15 protein-coding genes and 2 tRNA genes are annotated in these 17,354 nt (G+C 41.3%); 13 read left to right on the forward strand and 4 right to left on the reverse strand.

Annotated features, from left to right (window positions below; all coding sequences use genetic code 11):
* Positions 1–62 precede the first annotated feature (62 nt).
* Entirely contained in the window at positions 63–1,700 is a 1,638-nt protein-coding gene (locus ACTQ9S_RS02485) for a cardiolipin synthase (RefSeq protein WP_440453604.1), read from the reverse strand.
* 525 nt (positions 1,701–2,225) lie between these two features.
* Between ACTQ9S_RS02485 and ACTQ9S_RS02490 the strand changes: the two genes are divergently transcribed.
* Positions 2,226–2,301, forward strand: a tRNA-Val gene (locus tag ACTQ9S_RS02490).
* 55 nt (positions 2,302–2,356) lie between these two features.
* A tRNA-Asp gene (locus ACTQ9S_RS02495) sits at positions 2,357–2,433 on the forward strand.
* Positions 2,434–2,581: 148 nt separating this feature from the next.
* Here the strand turns inward: ACTQ9S_RS02495 and ACTQ9S_RS02500 are convergent.
* Complete coding sequence (locus tag ACTQ9S_RS02500; protein ID WP_440453606.1) at positions 2,582–2,962, reverse strand: carboxymuconolactone decarboxylase family protein; 381 nt, start codon at positions 2,960–2,962, stop codon at positions 2,582–2,584.
* 9 nt (positions 2,963–2,971) lie between these two features.
* Positions 2,972–3,628, reverse strand: coding sequence for a GntR family transcriptional regulator (locus ACTQ9S_RS02505; RefSeq protein ID WP_440453608.1), 657 nt, complete (start codon positions 3,626–3,628; stop codon positions 2,972–2,974).
* Positions 3,629–3,758: 130 nt separating this feature from the next.
* On the opposite strand from ACTQ9S_RS02505, the gene ACTQ9S_RS02510 reads away from it, so the two are divergent.
* The 8 genes from ACTQ9S_RS02510 (at position 3,759) to ACTQ9S_RS02545 (ending at position 12,536) form a co-directional block, all read left to right on the forward strand.
* Positions 3,759–4,361 (forward strand): amino acid synthesis family protein, encoded by a 603-nt coding sequence (locus ACTQ9S_RS02510; RefSeq protein WP_350657069.1) that lies wholly within the window; start codon positions 3,759–3,761, stop codon positions 4,359–4,361.
* A 13-nt stretch (positions 4,362–4,374) separates the two neighbouring features.
* A complete protein-coding gene (locus tag ACTQ9S_RS02515; protein WP_440453610.1) occupies positions 4,375–5,217 on the forward strand; it encodes an alpha/beta fold hydrolase in 843 nt (280 codons plus the stop codon).
* A 36-nt stretch (positions 5,218–5,253) separates the two neighbouring features.
* A complete protein-coding gene (locus tag ACTQ9S_RS02520; RefSeq protein WP_440453612.1) occupies positions 5,254–6,165 on the forward strand; it encodes a flavin reductase in 912 nt (303 codons plus the stop codon).
* 65 nt (positions 6,166–6,230) lie between these two features.
* The gene (locus ACTQ9S_RS02525; protein WP_440453614.1) at positions 6,231–7,268 is read left to right on the forward strand and encodes an LLM class flavin-dependent oxidoreductase; all 1,038 of its coding nucleotides are present in this window, start codon (positions 6,231–6,233) and stop codon (positions 7,266–7,268) included.
* Between the two features lie 66 nt (positions 7,269–7,334).
* Positions 7,335–8,822: an aldehyde dehydrogenase gene (locus tag ACTQ9S_RS02530; RefSeq protein WP_440453616.1), complete on the forward strand. Its 1,488-nt coding sequence runs from the start codon at positions 7,335–7,337 to the stop codon at positions 8,820–8,822.
* A gap of 58 nt (positions 8,823–8,880) precedes the next feature.
* Positions 8,881–10,617 (forward strand): BCCT family transporter, encoded by a 1,737-nt coding sequence (locus tag ACTQ9S_RS02535; protein WP_440453618.1) that lies wholly within the window; start codon positions 8,881–8,883, stop codon positions 10,615–10,617.
* 370 nt (positions 10,618–10,987) lie between these two features.
* Complete coding sequence (locus ACTQ9S_RS02540) at positions 10,988–11,743, forward strand: hypothetical protein (RefSeq protein ID WP_440453620.1); 756 nt, start codon at positions 10,988–10,990, stop codon at positions 11,741–11,743.
* 184 nt (positions 11,744–11,927) lie between these two features.
* Positions 11,928–12,536 carry a DedA family protein gene (locus ACTQ9S_RS02545; RefSeq protein ID WP_440453622.1) on the forward strand — a complete coding sequence of 203 codons (609 nt, stop codon included), beginning with the start codon at positions 11,928–11,930 and terminating at the stop codon, positions 12,534–12,536.
* Between the two features lie 227 nt (positions 12,537–12,763).
* Here the strand turns inward: ACTQ9S_RS02545 and ACTQ9S_RS02550 are convergent, their stop codons facing one another.
* Entirely contained in the window at positions 12,764–13,816 is a 1,053-nt protein-coding gene (locus ACTQ9S_RS02550) for a TRAP transporter substrate-binding protein (protein WP_068328288.1), read from the reverse strand.
* 258 nt (positions 13,817–14,074) lie between these two features.
* On the opposite strand from ACTQ9S_RS02550, the gene ACTQ9S_RS02555 reads away from it, so the two are divergent.
* From ACTQ9S_RS02555 to ACTQ9S_RS02565, 3 genes are all read left to right on the forward strand, one after another.
* Positions 14,075–14,827 (forward strand): IS5 family transposase, encoded by a 753-nt coding sequence (locus tag ACTQ9S_RS02555; RefSeq protein ID WP_440453480.1) that lies wholly within the window; start codon positions 14,075–14,077, stop codon positions 14,825–14,827.
* Positions 14,828–15,149: 322 nt separating this feature from the next.
* Complete coding sequence (locus ACTQ9S_RS02560; protein WP_068328290.1) at positions 15,150–16,313, forward strand: iron-containing alcohol dehydrogenase; 1,164 nt, start codon at positions 15,150–15,152, stop codon at positions 16,311–16,313.
* Positions 16,314–16,388: 75 nt separating this feature from the next.
* A complete protein-coding gene (locus ACTQ9S_RS02565) occupies positions 16,389–17,288 on the forward strand; it encodes an SMP-30/gluconolactonase/LRE family protein (RefSeq protein WP_440453623.1) in 900 nt (299 codons plus the stop codon).
* Positions 17,289–17,354: the final 66 nt, after the last annotated feature.

Below are 17,354 nucleotides of genomic sequence, written 5' to 3' on the forward strand. Positions count from 1 at the left end.
ATATCCTTTTAATAAAAACCACCAATGACATTATTAGATAAGGTATAAGATAATTATAAATACTATAACAAGGGGCTAAACAGACGTACTACATTATCAAATAAGCGTTCAGAATCACGACGCTGCCGCCACTCTTCTAAACTCAAAAAGCGACAGTTTTGTAGATAAGTATCTTGACAGTCAGCGATTTGAGCAACCATTTCAGGCGTATAAATTGCCAAACTGACTTCCATATTCAAATAAAAACTACGCATATCAATATTCACTGTACCAAAAAGACAGTAATCGTCATCAATGACTACCGTTTTGGTATGTAATAGTCCACCTTGGAATAATGCAATCTTTACGCCAGCTTCAAGCAGTTCTTGATAATACGCTTGTGAAGCATGTTGTACTAGAAATGAATCGACCTTTTCTGGAATAATTAACGTCACATCGACGCCGCGCTTCGCCGCTATTTCGAGCGCCCCTGACAAAGCTTCATCTGGCACAAAGTAAGGCGTGGTAATTTGGATACGTTTGTTAGCACGGTGAATAATAGTTACCAAGGTATTATAAATAACGTGGGCGGTCACTTGTGGCGCTGAGGGTATCAGCTGGGCGATTACATTATCAACAACTGGCATTTGCGGTATCGCAATCGAGGTCGCTCCTGCTACAGTAGGTATATAATTATCTAAATCGTCAACGAGCACTTGAATCCGGCTGTTAATATCATTGATAGTAGGATTCAATACATATAGCTTACGCGTGTAACTGTTCACCCGTTTGTCCAGCGCATATAGATTGTCATTATTTTCAGCACCGATATCAGTAATAACGACTTTGGCCATAGCTGTGGCAATGCTAATCGGTTGCTGACTGACACTGCGCATCATTACATCAATCCACTGTCCGACACCTTTGTCTTGTTTAAAAAACTTCGGATCAACCAGATTGAAACTACCGGTATAACCGATATACTCATCAATCACAACGATTTTGCGATGATTGCGCAGATCAGAGCGCTTAAACAGCGTCTTAAATAATCCTACTGGTAACGACTGGTGAACAAACACTCCTGCCCGCTCTAACGCTCGATGCTCAGAACTATTAAAAAAGCTAAAACTTCCGACACTATCGATCAATATATGACATTCTACCCCGCGCTTAGCAGCAGCCCTCAAGGACTGCAACACATCTATAACTCGGCCCTTAGGGTAAATAATGTAGAACTCTATAAGAATCGTACGCTTGGCATTGTCGATATCATCAATAAGACGATTAAAAAATGATCTGGAAGAAGTTAATAACTGCATTTGATGCCCAGCAAATACCCCAAACCCTGTCCAGCGAGTACCAATACGGCTGACACCGCGGTAATTGACCGGCAGCAAATCCTGTCCTTGATCAAACACCAAACGCTCACGTGCTGCCATATCATTCATCAGTAGGCTTGCCTGATCCACACGCTTACGATAACGACGGCCAATCATAGGCTCACCGACCAGAATATAGGACATAAAGCCAACCACAGGTAACGTGTATAGAACCGCTATCCACGCAATTGCCACCCCGATATTGCGCTGTACCGAGACCACACGCAGAGTCATTACCACCATCAAGATGATGTGTAATATAAGACCTAAACCTGCAAAATCACCCCAAGACCACGATGTAAGGTGCTGCTCAGATGCTAAAGCTTCTATAACCGCCTCCACCAATCAACGTAAAAAAATATGGATATCGAATGTCAATAGTTAGGTAGTATAGTAGCTTTTATCTACCAAACAATGGGTAACGCTTAATAAATGATTATTGATAGTGAATTCTAACAATCAACGTTACTCGCATATCTGGATTAGATTTATCCTTAATAAACAATAGCATGCTTAAAATATCTTGGTTATTTATCACAATCGGATACCGCTACTCTTACCCATATTTGCAGCCTGTTTTTAATTATTTGATATATTTATAAAATAGTATTTGACAGGCAGTTGTAAATCTATATAATACACACCCACAGCAAGGGGCTTTAATTAATAAGTTTTGAGTTGTAGAAATTATCGTTAAGGTATTTCGATATTAACTAGAGCGTGACTACTTTAGTTAATAAAAGCTTTAGAAAATTCTATTTATAGGATTTCAGTAATACCTAGTTTGGATGCGTAGTTTTTAGAATTTATGACAATGTAAATTCTCTTGCGCTCGGACGAAGCAGTGCTTCGTTGTATCCTCACTCAGGGTGATTAGCTCAGTTGGTAGAGCGTCTGCCTTACACGCAGAATGTCGGCGGTTCGAATCCGTCATCACCCACCACTCTTTTAGCGAAGTGGGCTCTATTTATAAGAGCAAGACGCTAAAAATGACCTAAGCAGCGGTAGTTCAGTTGGTTAGAATACCGGCCTGTCACGCCGGGGGTCGCGGGTTCGAGTCCCGTCCGCTGCGCCATATTTAAAACTTAGTTTTAATACAAAAGTTTCAACCTCAAGTATTTGTTTGCTTGAGGTTTTTTTGTGTCTGGTGTTTTTATTTTCTAAAATTTTCGTAGTTGGTTTAAAACCAACCAAATATCAGTATCGTTTTTCCTTCTTAAAACCTATAGCATCTCACGTTCTGTCAATACTTTACGGGCAATACGAAAACACTCTACCCCTTGTGGTACACCGCAATAAATTGCGATAGCATGAATGGCCGCTCGGATTTCTTCTACAGAGCAGCCATTGTTGATTGCTCCATTTAGATGCAATTCCCATTCATGCATTTTTCCTAAAGCTGCAATCATGGTTAGATTCATTAAAGAACGAGTCTTAACATCGATAGCTGCGTCACCCCAACCGAACCCCCAACACCATTCAGTCATGGCTTCTTGGAATGGTCGGTTAAAATCATCAGCAGCCTGTATATTTTTATCGACATAATCCTCACCTAAGGTCGCCTTACGCTGGGTGAGTCCTAATTCAAAACGTTGCTTATCCATTACAGCTCCTTAATCCTGTTTGTTAAGAAGCAAGCCCATACGACATGCTTCATCAATATGTTTTTGGCAGGCTTTAACTGCTGCTTTACTATCAGCATTAGCAATACCGTCAATAATTTCTTGCAAATTATCAGGGCCTTTATTCGCTCGCTCTGGTGTAGACAAAGTCATAAACCGTAAACGACCAATACGACCATTTAACCTATCTGTTAATTCCCATGCCACTGTCATACCTGCAGTAACGAATAGGTACTCATAAAATAAACGTGAGTGTTCTAGGGCACAAGCAACGTCTCCAGCATGAAGTTCAGCTCTAATTTTAGTCAAACCACTCTGCAAAGTACGTACTATTTCAGGGGTAACTTGTTCGGCACAGTGGCGCACAGCTTCACTTTCAAGCATTGCACGTAGTTGATAGATCTGGCGAATTTCATCGCTTTCCAACACAGTTACTGAAGGCCCGCCCAAGGAAACGGTAACTAAATGCTCGCTTTCTAAGTGCCTGATACATTCACGTACTACAGTCCGGCTTACGCCTAATTGTTCACCAATTGTACGTTCTACTAATCTTTCACCTGGCGCAAGCTGGCCTATCATAATTGCCATCCGTAATTGTTCTAATGCCGTTTCTTTTAACGTTTTTGGCTTCTCTACTCTTTCTAACATAGGGTTTCTACTCTATCAAAGATAAAGAGATTATAACGACTATCAAAAAAAAAGATAGCATTCTTTGTCATATCATATTATGGTATACCATATTACAGAATATATTAAATAGCCTAAAAAGGAATCTATAATGTTAAAACCAGAAATCAGAAAAATCGTTACTTTCGAAGAAGAAACTTTTATTGAAGGGTTTAAAGCTACTGACACACCGTTACGACTGTTTGCTGTTGCTGCGGTGATTACCAATCCATGGGCAGGACGCTATGTCGAAGACTTAAAACCTGAAATCCAAGCCTTTGGTCCTATTTTGGGTAAGTTGATGACCGATAAGATAATCGCCTTAGCTGGCGGGGCAGACAAAATACAGGCTTACGGCAAGGCTGCTGTAGTCGGGTTAAACGGCGAAATAGAACATGCCTCAGGTTTAATTCATACGTTGCGTTTTGGTAATTTTTATCGTGAAGCCTTATCTGCGAGTAGTTATTTGTCATTTACTAATATACGCGGTACAGCAAACTCCCCCATCATGGTACCGCTGATGGATAAGGACGATGTAGGTCGACGTTCACATTATTTGACCATCCAATTTGCTATCCCAGATGCCCCTCGTGATGATGAAGTAGTGATTGTCTTAGGAGGAGCAACTGGCGGCCGTCCGCATCACCGTATTGGTGATCGCTACCAAGACTTAAAAGACCTCGGTCGCGATTTAGACAACCCAGCAGCCGTATAAGGAGCAATCATTGATGAAGTGGTCACGTAAAATCTCTGATGGAATCGCTTATCATTACAATAGTAATCATAATGCTAGTGACAGCGTTAATGGAAAAGCCATCCCTATCGTTTTTATACATGGTGTAGGTTTGAGAGCAGAAAGCTGGAACCAGCAATTATCTGCATTTACAGAGCACTATCGCTGTTATGCGATTGATATGCCCGGACATGGGGAGAGTGAGTTACTACCTAACCCCTCATTGACGTTGCAAGACTTTGCTGATGTGCTAAAAACATTCATTGATAACGTTGTTGGTCAGCCAGCAATCATCGTTGGACATTCACTAGGGGCAATGACAGCGTTACAAACTGCAGTATCTTATCCCCAAGTGGTACGCGGTGTTGCTGCATTTAATGCTATCTATGAACGTCCAGATGAAGCTGCTCAAGATGTACAAGCTCGAGCTGAATCGCTGCTAAACAACCTTGACCAAAATGTTACTGACCAACCGATTGCTCGATGGTTTGATGGCGACCCTCAATACCGCTCAGAGGCAGAGTTATGCCGAACATGGTTGGATAACGGCAGCCGCTTAGGATATGCACGAGCTTATCAGATGTTTGCCCATTTACGTGGTATTGCAGCAGCCGATTTAAAATCTATTAATGTGCCTACGTTATTTCTAACAGGCGAATTGGACATTAATTCTAAGCCCGAAATGTCATTAGCGATGGCAGAACTATTACCCAATGGTCACGCGGTTATCGTATCTGGAGCCCGCCATATGACCCAAATGACCCATGCTAATGACGTTAACGCAGCGTTGGCGACGTTCTTTACTCAATGCGAATCGCACAATATGACGCTTGCTTAATTTAAAAGCACGTCTAATTTAAAACAAGAGGTACTCATGAAGCAACTTGACTCTAAAGCCTTACGCAATGCTTTTGGCAGCTATATGACTGGCGTTACTGTGATAACCGCTATGACTGATGATGGTAAGCCTGTCGGCTTTACCGCAAACTCATTTACTTCGGTATCACTTGAGCCACCACTATTATTAGTGTGCCCAGCAAAATCTCTATCCAGTTTTGATGTGTTTGCCAACTGCGAAAACTTTGCCGTCAACATTTTAAGCGAAGACCAGCAGAACATCTCAAATATCTTTGCAGGCTCAAAAGACGACCGTTTTAGTCAAATTGATTGGCATACAGATGAACAAGGTAATCCAATCATCAATGGTGCCTTAACACATTTTTCTTGTAAAACGGAGCGTAATCTTGAAGCAGGCGATCATCACCTTTTGGTTGGCCAAGTACTAGATTTTTCAGCTCGTGAAGGACGTGGCTTAGGTTATGCTTCTGGCGGTTATTTTAGCTTAGGACTAGAACGCGAAGCGGCAGAGATTAGTACCCAGCAAAAACAAGTCAGTGTGGGTGTGATTATCGAACACGATGGAAAAGTGTTATTGAGCCAAAGTGACGGCAAGGTCAACCTACCCAACACTATTACTGACGAAAATACTAACGCTGTCAGTACTATTAAGCAATTTTTAGCAGAGAAAGGTATTGAAGCCCAGCTAGGTGCAGTCTTCTCAATTTATGAAAACACAAAAAAAAATAACAACTATATTTTTTACCGAGCCTTTGCAGAATCGTCAGACACCAAAGGACTGGGGGAATATGTCGCTATTGATAGTCTTGCAGAACAAAATTTTGCGACCCCAGCCATGGCTACCATGATGAATCGCTATGCCACCGAAAGCAAAAATGGCTTTTATGGTGTATATGTTGGAAAAGAAGAGTTTGGTAAGGTTCATTAAACTTTACATTTATCGTAAACACTACAGCAAAAGTCAAATTAAAAAACGAGCAAAGGAGTTGCGTTATGAGATTTTCATTATTTTTACACATGGAACGAATTGATGAATCACAAAGCTATCGGCAGCTATATAACGATTTCATTGAGCTGGCAAAAATGGCGGACCAAGGCGGAATGCACGCCATTTGGACTGGTGAACATCATGGTATGGATTTCACCATTGCCCCCAATCCGTTCTTAAACTTAGTAGATTTAGCACACCATACCAAAAATGTGCGACTAGGTACCGGGACAATAATTGCACCATTTTGGCATCCCATTAAATTAGCTGGTGAAGCGGCGATGACTGACATTCTCACCAAAGGACGATTGGACTTAGGTATAGCTCGCGGGGCTTACAGCTTTGAGTATGAGCGATTAATGCCAGGTATGGATGCAATGGAGGCTGGCGGCCGCATGCGCGAGCTTGTTCCAGCGGTTCAGCAACTGTGGAAAGGTGATTATGCCCACAATGGTAAATATTCGCAATTTCCGGCTACCACATCAGCTCCAAAACCTATACAAGAAGGTGGCATACCTATGTGGATTGCTGCTCGCGACCCCAACAGCCATAACTTCGCTATTCAACATAACTGCAACGTGCAAGTCACACCTTTATGGATGGGTATTGAAGAAATTGAAACTCTAATGCAGCGATTTAAAGATGCCAAAAACGAGTACGGGCAAAATAAAGACCCGAAAATCATGCTCTTACAACATGCCTATGTAGGCAGTGATGCCTATGACGTTGCTGAAGCTGCAAAATCCATTAGCCGCTTTTATTGCTATTTTGGCTCATGGTTCAAAAATGAGCGTCCAGTCACTCAAGGGTTAATTAAACCCCTTAGTGATGAAGAAATGGCAAAGATGGAGATGTACGCTCCTGAAAAAATGCTAGAGAACATGCCCATAGGAACGCCTGATCAGGTCATTGAAAAACTCAAACATTACGAAGCTTTGGGCTATGACGAATTTTCATTTTGGATTGACTCTAGTATGACTTATGAGCAAAAACGAGACTCGTTACGCCGATTCATTGATGAAGTCATGCCAGCATTTTCATAGGCTCATTAAGACTCATCATCTATCTATAGATGAGCAGATAGTTCAATAAAAATTTGGAGAATAACGATGACCAAACCCCATTATCAACTATATATAAACGGTGAATGGTGCGAAGGCAATAGTGACCAACGCATGGACAGTCTAAACCCTGCAACGGGCGAAGCATGGGCAACCTTCGCTTGTGCTGACTCAAGTGATGTCGAACGCGCCGTCAGGGGTGCAAAGGCGGCTTTAAATAATCCTGAGTGGGCGAAAATGACAGCAACACAGCGAGGTAAGCTAATATACCGTCTCGCTGAGCTGGTTGAGCAAAACGCTGAAAAACTTGGAGAAATAGAAACTACCGATAGCGGAAAACTGGCACATGAGACTGTGGCCCAAACACGTTATGTTGGCGATTATTATCGTTACTTTGCAGGACTTGCCGATAAGATTGAAGGAGCAACGCTACCGATTGATAAGCCTGACATGCATGTCTTTACTCGCCGCGAACCGATCGGTGTCGTCGCGGCTGTCGTGCCTTGGAACGCACAGATGTTTTTGACAGCAACGAAGCTAGGACCTGCACTAGCAGCAGGTTGTACTGTCATTTTAAAAGCTTCAGAAATAGCACCTTGTCCTATGTTTGCCTTTGCCAAATTAGTAGAACAAGCAGGCTTTCCTAAAGGGGTGATATCGATCATCACCGGTGATGCTGAAAACTGCGCTATTCCATTAACCAGTCATCCCGATATCGACAAAATCGCCTTTACTGGTGGGCCTGATGCCGCACGTCATGTGGTTAGAAATTCGGCTAATAGCTTTGCAGTTACAAGCTTAGAGCTGGGCGGAAAATCACCGATTATTGTCTTTGATGATGCCGACTTAGAAAGTGCGGCTAATGGCCTCATTGCGGGTAACTTTGGCGCTTCTGGACAGTCTTGTGTGGCAGGATCTCGTGGCTTCATCCAGCGCTCTATTTTGCCTGAAATCATCAAACGCGTAGAAGCAAAAGCGAAAAATATTGTCATCGGCAACCCTCTTAATTCTACTACTCACGTAGGCCCTTTATGTACTAAGGCTCAAGTAGATCGTATTAAAGATACTCTAGAAAAAGCAGTCTCACAAGGTGCTACTATTCGTTTTGGCGGTCACCCTCCTACAGACTCTGCTTTGGCAGGAGGCAACTATTTCAGTCCCACACTAGTGGAATGCCCTCATACTGAGATTGAAACGCAAACCGTTGAGATGTTTGGACCTGTGATGTCCCTGGTTGCTTTTGACACTGAAGAAGAAGCCATTGCTATGGCAAACGACAGCGTCTATGGCTTAGGATCCGGTGTATTTACTCAAAATTTGGCCCGCGCGCACCGTGTCTCGCAACAGATTCGTTCAGGTATTTGCTGGGTTAATACCTACCGAGCTATCTCCCCTATGGCCCCGTTTGGTGGTTACAATCAATCAGGTTACGGGCGTGAGGCCGGTAGCGAATCCGTACTTCAATATACTCGCACAAAAACGACATGGATTAATATTTCGGCGGAGCCGATGGCTAATCCTTTTATCATGAGATAGTTAGTTGTAAGGCTATTAATCAATGTAGTTCACTGCATTAAGTTTTAAGGAAAAAACTATGCCTATCCGACCTCCCATAAAAGAGTTAAATATAAAAACTCACGATAAAGGCTTTTATAAGGGTTTTAATCGCATTGTCACTATCACATCAAAAGTTTTGGTGACTTTAGTCGTTATTTGGATTTTAAGCGATATCGAACGCTCCGGTGCTATCCTAGATGTCATGAAAAACTGGTCGTATACTAACCTCAATAGTTACTACACCTATTCCGTAGCATTCTATATTTTCGTCTGTTTAACCGTTATTTTATGGCCCTCGTTTGGTCGTACTAAGCTTGGCTCTGACCCCAATGGAAAACCAGAGTTTTCAAACTTTTCATGGTTTTCTATGATTTTTGGGGCAGGTATCGGTATAGGCGTACTAACCTATAGTGCCGCTGAACCTATTTGGCATTTGGCAAACAATCCAGATACCATTATGGCAAAAGAAGTCATTTTATCTGCACTAAGTACTAACGGCCTCAAACTGCCTGAAGGCGCTGATGTATTCGCTTTTTATCAAGACCAAGTGGCTGCTAGTACATTAAGTGCTATTGATGGTGTCGTGATACCTAAAACCGAATCTGCTTTAGACGCCGCCTTTCGCTACTCCTTTCTCCATTGGGGCATTAGTGCTTGGGCAACCTATTGTCTAGTTGGTATCTGTTTGGCTTTCTTCTGCTACGCTCGTGGATTACCACTGACTATGCGTTCGGCACTAACCCCTTTATTTGGTAAGCATTTAGAGGGACCGTTAGGACATTTAATTGATATCTCTGCAGTGATTGCGACCATATTTGGTATTGCTCAAACTATTGGTATAGGCTTGAGCTCTTTCGCATCTGGTCTATATAGCATTACTGGTATCGCCTGGTTAGTGACTAACTCTGTTAATCCGGAGCCGACCACAGGAGCACTATTGTTATCGCTATTTGTAGTGATGTGTCTGTCGATCACTTCTGCTTTATCGGGTGTAGGACGTGGGATAAAATGGCTAAGTAATATCAATATGGTGTTGTCATTCTTACTCTTAGGATTTTTCTTGATTTTTGGGGCAACGATGTTTGCCTTGGAGATGTTAGGCAAAGGTATTTTTACTTATGTGGTGCACTTACCTGCGATGGTGTTTACCGTTTGGGACCCGAACACCGAACTAGGTGCTTGGCAGACAAGTTGGTCTATTTTTTATTGGGCGTGGTGGATTGCCTTTGCTCCATTTGTCGGTATGTTCTTAGCTCGTATTTCCAAAAATCGTACCATTCGTGAATTTGGGTTAATTGGTATTATAGCGCCTAGCCTCACGTTATTTGTCTGGTTCTCCTTAATTGGTGGCACAGGCATTGATCTAGAATTAAGTGGTATTGCTGGTGGCAAAATATTTGAGTCAGGATTGACTGCTCAACTGTTTGAAATAATTGGCTTTATGTTAGAGCCAGCAATGGCGACTATGTTATCAACTATGGTCGTTGTGCTGTTGCTAACTTACTTAGTGACTTCTGCAGATTCTGCGTTATTAGTCGTTAATATGGTTAATGCTGCGGGTAAAGTGGAAGTCGAAAATGGCTCAAAACATATTATTGTTTGGGGAGTGGCATTAACTTCCGTCATCGCTGCATTATTACTTGCTGGAGGATTGAATGCTATTACCTCTGCTATGATTATTGCAGCAATACCATTCTCATTTATCATTATTCTGATGGCTATTAGCTTATTAAAAGCATTAATTTTAGATAGTATAAGATCAAAAGAACCTTAATCTGTAGAATGTTAAAAGAACGTCAATATGTTTAAGCAAGTTTCAACCTCAAGTATTAATTTGCTTGAGGTTTTTTTGTGTCTATTGATTTATATAATCATAAATGATAATACAATAAAAAAACGATATAGCAAATAACACTGTTTTATGAGAAATATACTAACGTGTCACTCAACTAATAAGATTCACTGCGTTTAAACCCTTATTCATATTTTTATCAGCTGAAATTATTAGTGGATATACCTCGACTAAATAATGTAGGATAACAGTATCAAATACATAGCAAATGTTTAGTAATATTCTCTAGCCTTATATGAATTTAAGTGTTAGATAAACCCCATTAAAAAACTTTGGACAAGGACGCTCTATCATGACTCAACTTAACAATACTAAAAACATTTATGGTAACTTAAAAGTAAGCAGTATCAAGTCATTAGTAGTAGGCGCATCTATTGCTGCATTACTCGCCAGCTCAGGCTGTGCGACAAGCTCACTATTAGAAAGTGATAGTCGTGTTACCACGAAGACTGTCAAACAGGTGTTATCTCAAGATCAAATCATTGCCTTTGGTCGGCCAGCGATTACGTTACCTGATATGCCAGCCAGTAGTATGGTTATTGTCGGTGAAAAAAACAGCTACGTCCTGAGTCAAGGCGGTAGAGAGATGGTGACCTTACTGACTAACTTAACGCCAAAAAACATCCAAGTCGAAAACGATATGGCCTTTAATGTGCCCAATAATGATGGCTATTTCCAAGGTGATATGAAGCTGTCTTATGCTAAGTTAAAAGATGAATTCAATCGCTCTGATTATCAGTTTTTTCTACAAAATGGTGGTCAAGACTGCACTTCAGCTAGCGACCAACGTATCAATGCTCAACGCTTCTGCTTTACAGTACCTGTCAAAGGGGCAATCTATCCGCAAGTGACTAATCTAAGCATGATTCAGTCAAAATATCAGGCATTGACCAAACCATATACGGTAACTTTTTATAGTCAGTCACAGCAAAGTGAGGTTACGCGCAGTGGAAAAAGTGGCGCAGAAAAGCTTATTTTACTGCCCTTTGCTGTTGCATTTGATGTAATTACCTTTCCGGTTCAGCTGCTTGATAGCGTAGCCAATTAGCAAAATATTATTGCAGGTTAAAAACTTGTATTAGAATTGAAAAAGCACCCATCGATGGGTGCTTTTTTATTGTATTTTTTTCCCCTACCCATTTTTATGTTCACTAGCATTGTTTTGCGAAGTGCAGGCTAGTAGTATTTGTTATAAACCCTACTCTTCAGCAATTATTCAATGAGCGGTCATAATGAATCAAATTAGCGAGTGGATACTGGCTATCATGGCAAAGTTTGGTTACCTTGGTATTATATTTGCTATGTTCGCCGAAAACGTTTTTCCGCCTATACCTTCTGAACTCATTATGCCAGCAGCAGGTTTTGCCGCATCAAGAGGTGATTTAAATTTAATATTAGTCATATTAGCGGGAACGTTTGGTGCAATGCTAGGTGCATTGCCGTTATATTATTTAGGGAGCTTATTCGATAAAGAACGCTTAATGACACTAACAGAAAAATACAGCAAATATGTGTTTGTAAAGCCTGAGGATATATCAGCTACGAATGATTGGTTTGATAACCACGGTAAAAAAGCAGTATTTTTTGGAAGAATGGTACCCGGTATTCGCTCATTTATCTCGATTCCCGCCGGCATGAATAAAATGCCACTATTGCCTTTTTTAACCTTAACTGCATTAGGGTCTAGCATCTGGACAACTGTACTAACGCTTGCGGGTTATTGTTTTGGTGAAAACTATCAAGTGGTTGAAACTGCACTCGCACCTTATTCCAAGATCTTTGGTGTATTGGCTTTAATTATTATCGTTGGTTGGTTTATAAAACGGCGACTATCTGATTAAATTCCTGAGTCCTATGGTTAATTTTGATATGTATGCAATCAATTCTAGAAAAACAAATAATACCCCTGCAGGATTGGATAAAAAAATGAGGTGGTGTTCTAAAAAGTATGCTGGCGATAAAAGTCAATAAGAAATCTATGCTAAGTTCTCTGATTCTATAGGGCTTTCAAGGCTTCAAGAATTGTTCAAATTTTAATCAGCAATGGGAGAAGCATGCGTTATGATTATTAGACTTTACAAGCGATGCTGGCAGCTTTGGCTTTTTCATAAACACCATCAGCATCCAAGCCTAAGGCATTGACATCATCAAGATATTTCTGTGTACCTTTTTCAAGAGGCCCTTTCCAGTCTGGATCGTTGAGTGGATCTAGAATATCAATAACCTCGTCACCTTTATCTCGAGCTGCTTGTAATTGTACCGAATAAGTCTTATCCCACATGGCACCTACTTTCTTGCTAAGTGTCATACCTGAGTTGTCATCGATAACTTGTTTCAAATCTTCTGGCAAGCCTTCATATTTATCTTTATTCATGGTTACCATTAACGCGGAACTATAAAATGGCATATTAGTATGATATTTCGTCAGCTCATCAAGCTTAAAAGTTGCCATAGCTTCCCATGGAAAGCTCAACCCATCAACGACACCGCGCTGTAGAGAAGTATATATATCATTAGCAGGTAGTCCTACAGGAGAAGCACCCATACTTTCAATAATGTCACCCGCCACTGCTGAAGGCCTACGAATGCGCATACCTCTCATATCTTCAGGCGTTTTTATTAATTTATTCGTGCTATGTAAAGTCCCAGGTCCTGTCGCAAACATGAACAATAAGTGCGAGTCCTCGTATTCACTAGCAATAGTACCATTGTCATAAAGCGTCTGTAACATACAGCCTGTCTGCGTAGACGAATTAGACAAACCTGGAAGCTCTGCGATTTGAGACAGTGGGAATCGACCGCTGGTATAACCTTGTACTTGGGAGCCGATGTCAATCGTTCCTTTTACTGCAGACTCATAAGCGGTATCTGCTTTACTAATCGTTGCTGAAGGATAGACTTCGACCTTGAGACGTCCGTTAGAATCTGCTTCGATTTTTTTGGCCCATGGTTCAAATATCTGCTCGTTGATATCGGAGGTCGATGGATAAAAGTGTGAAAAACGTAGAATGGTAGTTTCCTGAGATGAGGCCGCGTCACTACTGCTATCAGACTGGTTAGAACAACCAAGTAGGCTGACAGCTGCAAGCGCCGTTATAGATAATAGAGGGGCAAGTTTCACTATTAATTCCTTTTGATAGTGATTGAAAATAAGAGGTTGTTTTCTTGATTGGCTAGATAGTTGCGAGCTTGTCGATTCAGATTTTTTGCAGCATATATGCTATTCATTGATAAATAAGCTTCTATAGAATTCAGAAGAATTATCACTAATGCTAAATTAAAAAGCTAGGGTGTGTTGAACATTGAGTATAAATTTCTGGCAAAAAAAATAGCGAACGGGTAATCTTTAAGTTCTCACACAAAAAAGATCTCGTTCGCTATGCCTCGTACTATGCTCAAAAATGAACACTGGACAAGACTAAGACCTATATTACTAGAACTTAATATCTATGACAAAGGAAATCTGAGACTGACCATTGAGGGCATCCTTTATCGTATGCGAACTGGCTGTCCTTGGCGCGATTTACCGGCTTACTTTGGAAAGCCCAATACTGTCTACAAGGCTTATCAACGCTGGTTTCGCAGTAATAAGCTCATTGGACTATTTGCTTTAGTTATCAGAGAGCCTGACCTTGAGTGGGTGTTTATAGATGGTACTCATATCAAGGCACATCAGCACAGTAGTGGTCGTCATGAAGCTGCTCAAGCCATTAGTAAGAGTGTCGCAGGACGTGCCACTAAAATTCATCTAGCGGTCGATGCTCATGGCAATCCGATTACCTTTATTCTGTCAGATGGCACAACCCACGATGTTAAAGTCGCATCTGACTTAGTAGATAAGGTTGATTTGAGCAAGACAGACGTTGTATGTGCAGATAAAGGCTATGACTCTGACACACTACGAGAGTATATTGAACAAACAGCAACTTGTAATAATATCCCTCGGAAACGAAACACCAAGTCCTCTAACGACCATATGGATTGGGACTTGTACAAAGCACGACATTTAGTAGAAAATGCTTTCGCTAAGCTAAAACAGTATAGAGCGGTTGCCACCAGATTTGATAAGCTAAGACAGAGTTATGAGAATACGGTCGCTCTTGCTTGTGCTTATATCTGGCTAAAATTATGAATGTTCAACACGCCCTATTTAAAATGGAAAACACTATTTGAAATTAGCAGCTATAATGATAGCTGTCAAATCATTTTATGACGTGTTTATACAGGTATTATTAATAATCATATACTCAGTAAGCTCATTCTTATTACAAGATTTACGCATTAAAAATAATGATAAAAGTCTGATACATTAGATAAGTAGCACCATAAAATCTTATTATAAGTTCATACTAGAAAACTTATAAGTAAGGAACTTATGTATACAGAACCATGAATACTACATTACAATTAGTGCTGCTTTATATATGGACGTACCTCTACACAAGGAAGAACACATGACAGGGATTGAGTTTTATACCAATGGTCATATCATTAGCGAAGCTGACAGTATGCGCCAAAAGCTCGGCGCGTTGGCCAAGCAGTACTCTGCAACATCGGCTATTATTGTTACGGATGCTGGCATCACTCAGCTAGGCTATGTCGATATTGCTCAGCAATCGTTGCAAGAAGCTGGCATACAAGTAGTTGTCTTCGATGCCGTTGTAGCCGACCCGCCTGTTCAAGTCGTCAATGACGCTATCAAAATTGCTAGAGACAACAAGTGTAATCTGGTTATTGGTTTAGGTGGTGGAAGCTCTATCGATACTGCAAAAATTGTCGCTTTATATCCAAACGACTTTGAATCGGTAAACGATATTTTGGATAAAGATGTTAGTGGTTTTAACAAGCTACCTCTGTTTGCGATACCGACCACCGCTGGTACTGGTGCAGAATCCACCTTTGTATCAGTCATCACGGCAAAAGATGGCAGCAAGAAAGCGATTTATACCCCAAAAATCCTACCCGATGTTGCCATTTTAGATGCGACGCTGACCCTTAAGCTACCTCGCCACATTACTGCTGCAACAGCACTTGATGCCATGGTGCATTGTGTTGAAGCTTATACCAGCCGTACGAAAAAAAACCCCATCTCAGACGCATTAGCGCTTAAAGGCTTGCAGATGCTCTGGAGTAATTTCGAAAAAGTATTAAATCAAGGCGATGATATCGATGCCCGGGCCGATATGCTACTAGGCTCCACGCTGGCTGGTATTGCTTTCGTCAATTCTTCCGTAGCCGCTGTACATGGACTCTCCTACCCACTTAGTATCAACTTTCATATTCCACATGGACATGCCAATGCTCTTGTCATGTGCGGCGTCTTTACCTTTAACTTATCAGCAGCAGCACCTCTGTATGCAGAGCTGGCTCGTGCCGTCATGCCTGCTCAAATATCTGGTATGAATGATTTCGACGCGGCCAGCCAGTTCATCAATCAATTGCGAGGTTTTTTAGAGATGAGCGGCCTTAAATACCGTTTGAGTGAATTAGATATTACAGACCAAGATATCCCTGCTTTAGCGGACATAGTGACGAATACTTATGCCAGACTGATTGCAACCAATCCTAAGGATATGACGTTAGATGAAGTTACAACGATATATAAGGAGATACTCTAAAAGAAAAACTGTCATTATTTAAAATAATTGTACTGATTTATCAAGGAAGATAACCACTAATCAAGGGAAATAATTATGTCGGAATATGAGTTAGACGTTGTCGTTGATGACTTTCATTATTTAGAAGGCCCTCGCTGGTATAAAAACGCTTTATGGTTCGTCGATTTTTATACGCAAGGGGTTTACCGCGTTAATGAGCAAGGCGTGGCAGAAAAAATCGTCCATATTGAACAGCAACCTTCTGGTTTAGGTTGGTTGCCTGACGGTCGTATGCTGGTAGTATCGATGAAAGACCGTAAAGTCTTACGCTTAGAAGACAATGGCGAATTAGTCGTGCACGCTGACATTTGGGAGCATTGCGGTGGACATGCTAACGATATGGTGGTCGCCCCCAATGGCAATGCTTACGTCGGTAATTTTGGCTTTGACTTGATGGGTGGCGCTGATCATGAACATGCAGGACTAGTACTAGTTAGACCGGATGGCAGCTCACAAGTCGTTGCAGAAGGGCTGTCTTTTCCCAATGGCATGGTGATATCAGCTGATGAAAAGACCTTAATCGTCAACGAGCTATTTGGCAATAAAATCTCACAATTCGATATCAATGCAGATGGGACACTTGGCGAAAAACGTGACTTTGCAAGCTTTGGCGAATTGGGTGATGAACCAAACCTTGGTGTGCGCATAGGAAACGCCAAAATTCTACCAGATGGCCTTGCATTAGATAGCGAGGGCGCTGTTTGGATTGCAGATACTTTGAACCAGCGTGCTGTGCGTATTAGCGAGGGCGGTGAAATCTTAGAAACTGTAGATACTGCACCTGATGGTATTTTTGCTGTTGCCCTTGGTGGACAAGATGGCAAAACACTATTTATGTGTGCTGCACCTGACTGGGATGAGGCATCACGTAAAGCTGAGACCAAAGGTCGTATGCTATCTACGCAAGTCAAAGTTGGTCATGCTGGTACGCCATAATATCGAATAAATTTTATCTAGAAATGTAAGAATCATAGTATCTCTTAGCTTTTGACAATCCTTATG

It is taken from the genome of Psychrobacter sp. ASPA161_9 (genome assembly GCF_051970275.1).
GTDB lineage: Bacteria > Pseudomonadota > Gammaproteobacteria > Pseudomonadales > Moraxellaceae > Psychrobacter.

What these genes read in the sequence shown, in the direction of transcription:
- ACTQ9S_RS02510 (WP_350657069.1), top strand. Translation starts at nt 3,759, where the DNA reads ATGTTAAAACCAGAAATCAGAAAAATCGTTACTTTCGAAGAAGAAACT.
- ACTQ9S_RS02520 (WP_440453612.1), top strand. Translation starts at nt 5,254, where the DNA reads ATGAAGCAACTTGACTCTAAAGCCTTACGCAATGCTTTTGGCAGCTAT.
- ACTQ9S_RS02525 (WP_440453614.1), top strand. Translation starts at nt 6,231, where the DNA reads ATGAGATTTTCATTATTTTTACACATGGAACGAATTGATGAATCACAA.
- ACTQ9S_RS02560 (WP_068328290.1), top strand. Translation starts at nt 15,150, where the DNA reads ATGACAGGGATTGAGTTTTATACCAATGGTCATATCATTAGCGAAGCT.
- ACTQ9S_RS02505 (WP_440453608.1), bottom strand. Translation starts at nt 3,628, where the DNA reads ATGTTAGAAAGAGTAGAGAAGCCAAAAACGTTAAAAGAAACGGCATTA.
- ACTQ9S_RS02545 (WP_440453622.1), top strand. Translation starts at nt 11,928, where the DNA reads ATGAATCAAATTAGCGAGTGGATACTGGCTATCATGGCAAAGTTTGGT.
- ACTQ9S_RS02515 (WP_440453610.1), top strand. Translation starts at nt 4,375, where the DNA reads ATGAAGTGGTCACGTAAAATCTCTGATGGAATCGCTTATCATTACAAT.
- ACTQ9S_RS02530 (WP_440453616.1), top strand. Translation starts at nt 7,335, where the DNA reads ATGACCAAACCCCATTATCAACTATATATAAACGGTGAATGGTGCGAA.
- ACTQ9S_RS02555 (WP_440453480.1), top strand. Translation starts at nt 14,075, where the DNA reads ATGCCTCGTACTATGCTCAAAAATGAACACTGGACAAGACTAAGACCT.
- ACTQ9S_RS02535 (WP_440453618.1), top strand. Translation starts at nt 8,881, where the DNA reads ATGCCTATCCGACCTCCCATAAAAGAGTTAAATATAAAAACTCACGAT.
- ACTQ9S_RS02540 (WP_440453620.1), top strand. Translation starts at nt 10,988, where the DNA reads ATGACTCAACTTAACAATACTAAAAACATTTATGGTAACTTAAAAGTA.
- ACTQ9S_RS02500 (WP_440453606.1), bottom strand. Translation starts at nt 2,962, where the DNA reads ATGGATAAGCAACGTTTTGAATTAGGACTCACCCAGCGTAAGGCGACC.
- ACTQ9S_RS02565 (WP_440453623.1), top strand. Translation starts at nt 16,389, where the DNA reads ATGTCGGAATATGAGTTAGACGTTGTCGTTGATGACTTTCATTATTTA.